This window comes from Clostridium sp. (assembly GCF_021443865.1).
Classification (GTDB): domain Bacteria; phylum Bacillota; class Clostridia; order Clostridiales; family Clostridiaceae; genus Clostridium.
In genome coordinates, this window is sequence record NZ_JABUTB010000045.1 from 8,264 (window position 1) to 17,150 (window position 8,887).

11 protein-coding genes are annotated in these 8,887 nt (G+C 27.6%); 10 read left to right on the forward strand and 1 reads right to left on the reverse strand.

What is annotated here, in order from left to right:
* Positions 1-139: 139 nt before the first annotated feature.
* The 5 genes from selD to yedF are packed head-to-tail and all read left to right on the forward strand — an operon-like array spanning position 140 to position 4,229.
* Entirely contained in the window at positions 140-1,198 is a 1,059-nt protein-coding gene (gene selD, locus HUJ77_RS09105) for a selenide, water dikinase SelD (protein WP_291708270.1), read from the forward strand.
* Positions 1,199-1,208: 10 nt separating this feature from the next.
* On the forward strand, positions 1,209-1,946 hold the full coding sequence (yqeC, locus tag HUJ77_RS09110; protein WP_291708271.1) for a selenium cofactor biosynthesis protein YqeC: 738 nt from the start codon (positions 1,209-1,211) through the stop codon (positions 1,944-1,946).
* 5 nt (positions 1,947-1,951) lie between these two features.
* Positions 1,952-2,770, forward strand: coding sequence for a selenium-dependent molybdenum cofactor biosynthesis protein YqeB (gene yqeB, locus HUJ77_RS09115; RefSeq protein WP_291708272.1), 819 nt, complete (start codon positions 1,952-1,954; stop codon positions 2,768-2,770).
* Between the two features lie 12 nt (positions 2,771-2,782).
* On the forward strand, positions 2,783-3,592 hold the full coding sequence (locus HUJ77_RS09120; protein ID WP_291708273.1) for an XdhC/CoxI family protein: 810 nt from the start codon (positions 2,783-2,785) through the stop codon (positions 3,590-3,592).
* Positions 3,593-3,620: 28 nt separating this feature from the next.
* Complete coding sequence (gene yedF, locus HUJ77_RS09125; RefSeq protein WP_291708274.1) at positions 3,621-4,229, forward strand: sulfurtransferase-like selenium metabolism protein YedF; 609 nt, start codon at positions 3,621-3,623, stop codon at positions 4,227-4,229.
* Between the two features lie 372 nt (positions 4,230-4,601).
* Here the strand turns inward: yedF and HUJ77_RS09130 are convergent, their stop codons facing one another.
* Positions 4,602-5,162, reverse strand: a complete 561-nt coding sequence (locus HUJ77_RS09130) for an NUDIX hydrolase (RefSeq protein WP_291708275.1) — start codon at positions 5,160-5,162, stop codon at positions 4,602-4,604.
* A 164-nt stretch (positions 5,163-5,326) separates the two neighbouring features.
* On the opposite strand from HUJ77_RS09130, the gene HUJ77_RS09135 reads away from it, so the two are divergent.
* The 5 genes from HUJ77_RS09135 (at position 5,327) to HUJ77_RS09155 (ending at position 8,848) form a co-directional block, all read left to right on the forward strand.
* Positions 5,327-6,166: a hydroxyethylthiazole kinase gene (locus tag HUJ77_RS09135; protein WP_291708276.1), complete on the forward strand. Its 840-nt coding sequence runs from the start codon at positions 5,327-5,329 to the stop codon at positions 6,164-6,166.
* 279 nt (positions 6,167-6,445) lie between these two features.
* The gene (locus HUJ77_RS09140; protein ID WP_291708277.1) at positions 6,446-7,111 is read left to right on the forward strand and encodes a Type 1 glutamine amidotransferase-like domain-containing protein; all 666 of its coding nucleotides are present in this window, start codon (positions 6,446-6,448) and stop codon (positions 7,109-7,111) included.
* A gap of 23 nt (positions 7,112-7,134) precedes the next feature.
* Positions 7,135-7,461 (forward strand): hypothetical protein, encoded by a 327-nt coding sequence (locus HUJ77_RS09145; RefSeq protein ID WP_291708278.1) that lies wholly within the window; start codon positions 7,135-7,137, stop codon positions 7,459-7,461.
* Between the two features lie 76 nt (positions 7,462-7,537).
* Positions 7,538-8,068, forward strand: coding sequence for a GNAT family N-acetyltransferase (locus tag HUJ77_RS09150; RefSeq protein WP_291708279.1), 531 nt, complete (start codon positions 7,538-7,540; stop codon positions 8,066-8,068).
* 207 nt (positions 8,069-8,275) lie between these two features.
* Positions 8,276-8,848, forward strand: coding sequence for a helix-turn-helix transcriptional regulator (locus tag HUJ77_RS09155; protein WP_291708280.1), 573 nt, complete (start codon positions 8,276-8,278; stop codon positions 8,846-8,848).
* Positions 8,849-8,887: the final 39 nt, after the last annotated feature.

The window sequence follows — 8,887 nt, forward strand, 5'->3', positions numbered from 1 at the left end:
AAAGAGGTGCCTAAAAGGCATCTCTTTTTATTAGTAATAAATATAATATCTATCTCATTTTTCTCAATAGTGCTATAATTTAACTGTAAAGCAAATTATTAAGTAAATTAATGAAGGGTAATAAAAATTAGGTGATGAAATGGAAAATAATAAAAAGAAACTTATGCAATTATCAACTAGATGTGGATGTGCAGGTAAGTTTACTCCAGAGGATTTAGCAAAGGTACTAAAGCATATCGAAGTTAAAGAAGATGAAAGAGATCCTAATTTATTAGTAGGCTTTGATAAATCAGATGATGCTGGAGTATATAAAATTTCTGATGACTTAGCTTTAGTGCAAACTGTAGATTTCTTTACACCAGTTTCTAATGATCCTTATACATATGGCCAAATTGCAGCAGCTAATGCTTTAAGTGATGTTTATGCCATGGGAGGAAAACCTTTAACTGCTTTAAATCTATCATGTTTTTCAGCAACTATTGGAGCTGATATACTATCAGAGATATTAAGAGGTGGAGCTGATAAAATTAGAGAAGCTGGAGCAACTATTGCAGGTGGACATACTATTACCGATGAAGAAATAAAGTATGGAGTATCTGTAACAGGAATAATAAATCCAAATAAGATTATATCTAATTCTGGTGCAAAAGTAGGTGACAAGCTTATATTAACAAAGCCTTTAGGTTCAGGAGTATTGACTACAGCACTAAAAATAGATTTTATTACAGACGAAGAATTTAAAGAAGCAGAAAAGGTTATGTCAACTTTAAATAAAATTGCATCAGAAGAAATGCAAAAAATAGGTGTAAATTCTTGCACTGATATTACTGGCTTTGGATTTGTTGGACATTCTTATGAAATGGCAGCAGGAAGTGGAGTAGCATTAGAAATAGATAGCAAGAAGATTCCTGTTATGAAGAAGGTAAAAGAATTAGTTAAAGAATATTGTCTGCCAAGTGGTGCCTATACAAATGAAAAGCATTTTGAAAAATGGGTAAAATTCATGGATAATATTGATGATGCCACAAGATTAACATTTTTTGATCCACAAACTTCTGGTGGTTTATTAATATCAGTGGAAGAAAGTAAGGCAGAAGAATTATTAAATAATATAAATAGTAGAAGTGAAATTAAAGCAGAAATTATAGGAAGAGTAATTGAAGTAAATGAAAACAATAAACCTATAAATATAATTTAGGAGAAATATTGTGCTGATTTATGAATTGTTAGAACTTAAAGAAAAGGATATAGTTTCAATAGTAGGTGCAGGTGGAAAAACTACACTAATGTTTCAATTAGCAAATGAATTAAAAAATCATAAGGTTTTAGTTACTACTACAACTAAAATCTATAAGCCAAAGGAAGAAAAAATTAAACACTTAGCATTAAGAAAAGATGGTTATGAATATTTACAAGCTACTAGTGAAAATGGAATATATGTTTATGGTAATTATGTAAATAATGAAGATAAATTAGTGGGATTAGACTTAGAAGAGTTAAATTATTTAAAGGATAGCTTTAAGTATATTTTAATAGAAGCTGATGGCGCTAAGAAGAAATCCTTAAAGGCTTGGAATGAGCAGGAGCCAGTTATTTATGAAAATACTAATAAAACATTAGGAGTCTTAAGCTTAAAAGCCTTTGGTATGACAATAAATCATGATAATATTCATAGACTAAAGGAATTTATAAATTTAACTAATAGCAAATTAAATGAAAAGGTCAGTTTTGAAATATTAATAAGTATTATTTTTGGTGAAAATGGGTTATTTAAAAATTCAAAGGGAGAGAGGATACTATTTTTAAATGCAGCTGATATGATTAATGGGGATGTCTTAAATTTATTAATTAATAAAATAATAGAGAAAAATAATGAATTAAGACTTATAAATAAAATTATATATGGGAGTTTAAAGGATAATTATTTAGACTCTATTAAGCTGTAATAAAAATGGTAAGGTATATGAGAATGGAGTATGTTGTTATAAGAGGTGGAGGAGATATAGCCTCTGGAAGTATACAAAAGTTATACAGAAGTGGTTTTAAACTAATAATACTAGAAGTAGATAAGCCAACAGCCATAAGAAGAAATGTAGCTTTTAGTGACGCAATTTATAATGGAGAAACATCAGTAGAAGGAATTAAAGCAATTAAAGTTAGTAATATAGAAGAAATAAAAGAAGCTCATAAAAATAATATTATACCAATAATGATTGATCCAGAAGGAAAGATAATAGAAGAAATTAAACCAATAGCTGTAATAGATGCTATATTAGCAAAGAAAAATCTAGGAACCAATAAGTCTATGGCACCAATAACAATAGCACTAGGACCAGGCTTTAATGCAGGTGAAGATGTTGATGTTGTTATTGAAACCATGAGAGGGCATAACTTAGGAAGGTTAATTTTTGAAGGTTATGCTATGCCTAATACTGGAGTTCCAGGTGAAATTGGAGGTTACTCAAAGGAAAGAGTAATTTATAGTGAAGCTGATGGGTTAATAAAAAATGTTAGTAGAATCGGAGATATTGTAAATAAGGATGATGTCTTAGCTTATATAGGTGATATTGAAGTTAAATCACCTATTAGTGGACTATTAAGAGGAATAATTAAAGATGGGACAATGGTATATAAGGGATTAAAGATAGGAGATGTAGATCCTAGACTTAAAGAAGTTGAGAATTATACAACTATATCTGATAAAGCTAGAAATATTGGCGGAGGAGTTTTAGAAGCTCTTTTCATAATGAAAAATATTAAGAATTTATAAGAGGGTAAAAGAATGGATGAGCAAATTTTATTTGAAATTTATGAAGCAATAAAAAATGGTGAGAGTGCTGCACTTGCAATACTAACTGAAGATAGTGGTTCATCTCCAAGGAAAAAAGGTTCTTCAATGGCTGTTTTTAGTAGTGGAAGAATACTAGGTTCAGTTGGAGGTGGAAAGGTAGAATTAAGTATAATAGAAAAAGCAAAGGAAGCAATAGCTAAAAATGAAAGTGTATCTTTTGATTATGTTTTAAATGAAGAAGGACTTGGAATGGCTTGTGGTGGAGCTGTAAAAGGATATATAAAGGTCTTTACTCCTAAGAATAGATTAATTATTGTTGGGGGAGGCCATATAGGAGAAAAACTTAACAGTATAGCAAAAGTACTTAATTTTTATACAGTAATATTTGATGATAGATTAGAGTATAAGGATGAAGAAAGACTTAAATCAGCAGATGAAATTATAATAGGTAATATAGAAGAAAATCTTAATAGCTTTAATCTTAATAAAGAAGATTATGTTGTAATAGTAACTAGAGGACATTTAACTGATAAAGAAGCTTTGAGGTCAGTAATTAAGAAAGATACCTCTTATACAGGAATGATAGGAAGCTTAAAAAAGGTTAAAGGAATAATGAATGATTTAATTGAAGAGGGAATTGCTGAAGAAACTTTAAGAAAAGTATATGCTCCAATGGGATTAGATATTGCATCTAGTTTACCAGAAGAAATTGCTTTAGGAATACTTAGTGAAATTTTACTTATAAAAAATAATGGCTCTTTACAACATAAAAATGAAGTGAAAAGAGTTTGGGATAATTAATATAAAGAATTTAAATAGAGGTGATAGTATGAATATTATTGATTGCAAAGGATTAGCTTGCCCTATGCCAGTAATAAAAACAAAAAAATACTTTGATTTAGAAGATTCAAAGGAAACTTTAGTAATAGTAGATAATGAAGTAGCTAAAAATAATATATTAAGACTTGCAAAGGGAATAAATTTAAATAGTAGCTTTGTTGAAGAAGAGGGACTATATAAAATCCAACTTTCAAGGGGAGATATTAGCGGTGTACAAGTACCTAAGGTTAATGGAGAAGAGTTAGATAATATATCTGTTCCTTCAGCACCAACTATATTAGTTTCAACTAATCTTTTAGGACATGGTGATGATAGATTAGGAGAAACTTTAATGAAGGTATATATAAATACCCTAGCAGAATCAGAAATTCTTCCAGAAAACCTAATGTTTATAAATGGAGGAGTTAAGCTAACTTGCACAGGTTCAGATGTAATAGATAGTTTAAAATCAATGCAGGATAAGGGAGTAAATATAATAAGTTGTGGTGCTTGTTTAGATTTTTATAATTTAAAGGAAGATCTTAAAGTTGGAGAAATAGGAAATATGTATCAAATTATTGATTTGATGAATAGAAGTGGAAATACTATTAAGTTATAGAGAAGAATTAAAAAATGAAAGAATTAAAAAATGAAAGAATTAAAAAATGAAAGAATTAAGGAAATAAAAAACTCAGTAGTCCTGAGTTTTTTTATTTATGAATTTATATAATCAAATTAATTAAATTGAGTAATAGGAATGAATTGTATATAATATTTAATTATTATCTATGTAATTTAAGTATTTTTCAACTTTTGGGAAATTATCATTTTTTATATAAACAATCCTAAAATCTTTATCTAATGTAATAGATATTTTCTTTGATAGACAAAAAAAGCTATCTTCAATTTTAATATCTTTAATATCTGTTAGATTTATTAGTTTACCATCACTAAATAAAATTTTTTTAGAAGAAATTCTACTTCTTTAATTTTATTCCATTTCTTTAATCTTTTTATTAAACTTCTCATAAAGCACAATCATATCTTCTTCAGTTGAGTATTTAGAAACTTCATCTATTGGAATCCATTTTACTCCACTATTTTCATCTTCTTTAATAGTAAGCATATCAGTATCATCTGCTTCTAAAAGATAAGCTACTGATAAATGAAGATGTGATGCTATATTTTTACCTTTTTTAATATGAGCAGGTACAGGAAGTACATCTAAAGAAAATATTTTCTCATCTAAAGCTTTAATATGTTTAACTCCTGTTTCTTCCTTAGCTTCTTTTATTGCTACATATAATAAATCTTCGTCACCATCTGCATGACCACCAGTCCATGACCAAGAATTATATATATTATGATAAATCATAAGAACTTTAGTCTTATCTTTATTTACTATATATCCAGAGCTAGTTATATGAGCTAATGGATTTTCTCTAGTAAGTAAATTATCAAAGTTATTTATGGCATATAAAATTGCTTCTTTATCTGCTACTTCTTCATCAGTATATGGAATGTATTCTTTAATTTCATCAATCCAATTCATTTTAATCTCCTTTGTTATGTAATATTTAACTATCATTATATACCAATATTTATGAAATGACTATTGAGAAAAATAAGGAACAGATAAAATTACTGTCGAATAATATATATCAATACGATTTGTATTGCATCAATATATTTTAGGATGTAAGAGAGGAAACAATAATGCAAATTGGTATAAGAGCATTAGACGAGAGCTTAAACTTGCAGAAAATAAAGCAACCTCTTATACACTGTATTACAAGTTCTTCAGAAAAGTTAGAAGAAAGCATAATAAACTATAATGGTAAACCTGTAATTGCTAATTCAATAAATGAATATTTAGAATTAACTTCTAAGGCTAACTCTTTATTAATATATCTTCAGGATTTAAATGAAGATAAAATTGAAGCAATAGAAAAATCAATAAGAATTGCAAGAAGAAAGGGGATACCTGTAATATTAGATATACTAGGAGCAAACACTTCTTTTCCAATAAGGGAAATGGCATTAAGATTTATAAATAGATATAATATAAACGTTGTTACAGGAAGAGTAGAAGAGTTTAAGGTTCTAGTATTAGAAAATAAAACTTTAAATGAAGAAAATAAGTTTAATAATAAATTAAGAGAAGATAATTCCCTTAGAATTAGTTTAAGAAAGTTTTCAAAAATGAATAATACTATTTTAGTAATTAAAAGTGAGGATTATTATTTAACTGATGGATTTAGTGAATTTTTTATAAATAGATATATAGAAGAGGAAAATAAAACATTAGATATTGAAGATATCCTAAGTGGACTAATTTCTGTAGGTGTTGCATCTGCAAGTGGTACTGAAGAAAGGTTTATAAGCGTCTTAGTTGCTATTATGACTATGGCAGTAAGTGAAAAAAAAGCTGAACAAAAGATTTTAGATTATGGTGAAAATATAATTTTAAAGAAATACTTAGAAGATGAAATTAAAGATATAAATGCTAATAAATTAATAAAGTTATCAAAAGTATATTATTTATTCACAAGGTAAATTCTATTGGAAAACAATATTATTTTCTAGCAAACTCCACTTGATAATAAAACTATCTCATTAAACTTGTATATTAAAAGTAAAAAGGCGCTTAGGTGCCTTTTTTATTTTATCTAATTAATATATCAGAATTTTAAATATATTTAACGTTGAATGCAAAACTAACTTCCGTTTTAGCGTAAGCTATTGTAACTGCNTTTAATATGCATATTAAATTTAATATTAATGGCAAAAATGTTATAATAAGTATATTGAAAATGAGAAATGGGGGAAAGCTTTATGGTTAATATGTTATTTAGTTTATATAATTTTCATGAAAGCTTTGCAAAGGATAGTGTAGGAAAATACATAAGTGCAGGAAAGAAAGTTATGATAATTCCTTTTTCTTTTGGTAGTGAAATAAGTAATGAGGAAGACTTTGAATATTTATATTGTAATAATGGTGAATGGTATAAGGAAATTGTCAGCATATTTAAAAGCTTTGAAATTAAAGAAGATAATATAAAATGGGTAAATTATTTTAAAGATACCAAAGAAAAGGCTAAAGATTTAATTAAGGATAGTGATATTATATTTTTGACTTGGGGATTTCCAGAAAAAATGATGGCACGTTTAATTGAATTTGATTTAGTTAATAATATTGAAAACTTTAAAGGTGTTATTATGGGAAGCAGTGCAGGGGCTATGGCTCAAATATCAGAGTACCATATAACTCCAGATGCAGATTATGATACTTTTTCTTACAATTTAGGATTAAATATAATTAATGATTTTGGTATTGAAGTTCATTACGCAGGAACAGAGGTACAAAATAAACATATAAATAAGGTGCTTAAAGAGAAAAAGGAAAAAATATATGCAATTACTAATGGTGGTGGAATAATTGTAGATAATGGTGAGATTATTTTATTGGGTGATACCAAAATATTTACTAGAAATAATTAAAGTTACTTGAACTAGGATATCATGTGTTAAATGAAGATGGAAATTACTTTCATTCAGAATTGTTGAAGGAGGGTGAGCATTTTCTGGCAGTTGCGGAAGCAAATGATTCCAATCTTCCAAATGGCATGAACTTGTCATATGATAATCCTGTTGAGCTGGGTTATACCGTTAAGTCAGAAGAAGAGTTTTATCGTATTTTTTCAATTTTAAAAGAGGAAGGTAAAGTTATAACTGATGTATGCCAATTTCCATGGAGTCCATTAGCAACTGTTGTGATGGATAAATTTGGTGCAAGGTGGTATATTACTTTGCCACAACATCCTCCAAGGGATGAAGAGAGCTTGGTATAAGTATTGATAGCAGTAAATTCCAATTTTGCAGATAGAAATAAGAAAGAGATAAATTATGTGTACATGGCAGGTGAATATGATAATTAAAACAGAAAGATTAACCATTAGACTAATAAAAGAAATAGATTATGAAGATATTTGTGAATATGGTTGTGATGAAGAAACTGGACAATATATGATTTATTGGGCAAAGACTAGGGAACAAATAAGGATGTTTATTAATGATTGTATATTTTCACTAAATTTAGAAAATCCAACTTGGTATGAATTTGTGATAGGATTAAATAAAACTTTAAAAGTTATTGGAAATATTAGTTTGATAATCAATGATTTAGAGGCTGAAATAGGGTGGATTTCAAACAAAAAGTATTGGAATAATGGTTATATGAGTGAAGCTGTTAATGCAATTATTAATTACACTTTCAATGATTTAGCTATATATAAAATAATAGCAACCTGTACAAGTAAAAATATTGGGTCCATCAGAGTCATGGAAAAATGCAATATGAAAAGATTAAAAGTGGAAAAGAACTATAAAGCAATGAAAAATGGGATTGAGGTAACTTATGACAAGTTAACATATGTCATTGATAAATCTATGATATAAGTTGTATTTATTAGAATTTATAGGCGTGAAGAGGTATTAAAATGAGAAGGAAATTAGGAATGGTATCAATTATTATTGATGCTTATAAGAAATAGGTAAATTTTAAGTGTCAAAAACTTTTTACATATGAGAAATAGCCAATATCAAATACTTTTGATAGTTAAAATAGTCTTTAGATCTTAGACTAGTATTACAGGGGGACATTAAATGGAGATTGGAAAACAAATAAAAAAATACAGAACAGAAATGAAGCTTTCACAGGATGACTTAGCTGAAAAGATATATGTATCACGTCAAACTATTTCAAATTGGGAAAACAATAAGAATTATCCTGATGTGAAAAGTTTATTACTTTTAAGTGATCTTTTTAATGTAACTCTTGATTTATTAGTGAAAGGAGATTTTGAAGAAATGAAAGAAAAAATTAAAACAGAAGACATCTCTGACTTTAAACATGAGAGTAATATCTTTAGTATTTTGTTAGTATTAACTATTTTATTACCTGTTCCACTAGTAAAATTCATAGGCTATGTGGGGCTTGGAATATGGGGGTTAATTGCAATAGCAACAATGTATTATGCTATTAAAGTTGAAAAACTTAAAAAGAATTTTAATATTCAAACCTATAGAGAAATTGTAACTTTTTTAGAAGGAGAAAATATTAATGAAGTTGAAAAAAATCAGGAGTATGGAAAACGTCCATATCAGAGATTTTTATTAGCAGTAGCTTCAGGAGTATTAGCAATAATAGTATCAATAATTATGATATATATATTATAATGTGTGAAATACAATTAGAAAAAGACACCTAGGTGTCTT

Bases quoted from the DNA above. Each gene is read 5' to 3' on its own strand.
- selD (WP_291708270.1), top strand. From the start codon at position 140: ATGGAAAATAATAAAAAGAAACTTATGCAATTATCAACTAGATGTGGA.
- yqeB (WP_291708272.1), top strand. From the start codon at position 1,952: ATGGTAAGGTATATGAGAATGGAGTATGTTGTTATAAGAGGTGGAGGA.
- HUJ77_RS09120 (WP_291708273.1), top strand. From the start codon at position 2,783: ATGGATGAGCAAATTTTATTTGAAATTTATGAAGCAATAAAAAATGGT.
- yedF (WP_291708274.1), top strand. From the start codon at position 3,621: ATGAATATTATTGATTGCAAAGGATTAGCTTGCCCTATGCCAGTAATA.
- HUJ77_RS09130 (WP_291708275.1), bottom strand. From the start codon at position 5,162: ATGAATTGGATTGATGAAATTAAAGAATACATTCCATATACTGATGAA.
- HUJ77_RS09135 (WP_291708276.1), top strand. From the start codon at position 5,327: ATGCAAATTGGTATAAGAGCATTAGACGAGAGCTTAAACTTGCAGAAA.
- HUJ77_RS09140 (WP_291708277.1), top strand. From the start codon at position 6,446: ATGGTTAATATGTTATTTAGTTTATATAATTTTCATGAAAGCTTTGCA.
- HUJ77_RS09150 (WP_291708279.1), top strand. From the start codon at position 7,538: ATGATAATTAAAACAGAAAGATTAACCATTAGACTAATAAAAGAAATA.
- HUJ77_RS09155 (WP_291708280.1), top strand. From the start codon at position 8,276: ATGGAGATTGGAAAACAAATAAAAAAATACAGAACAGAAATGAAGCTT.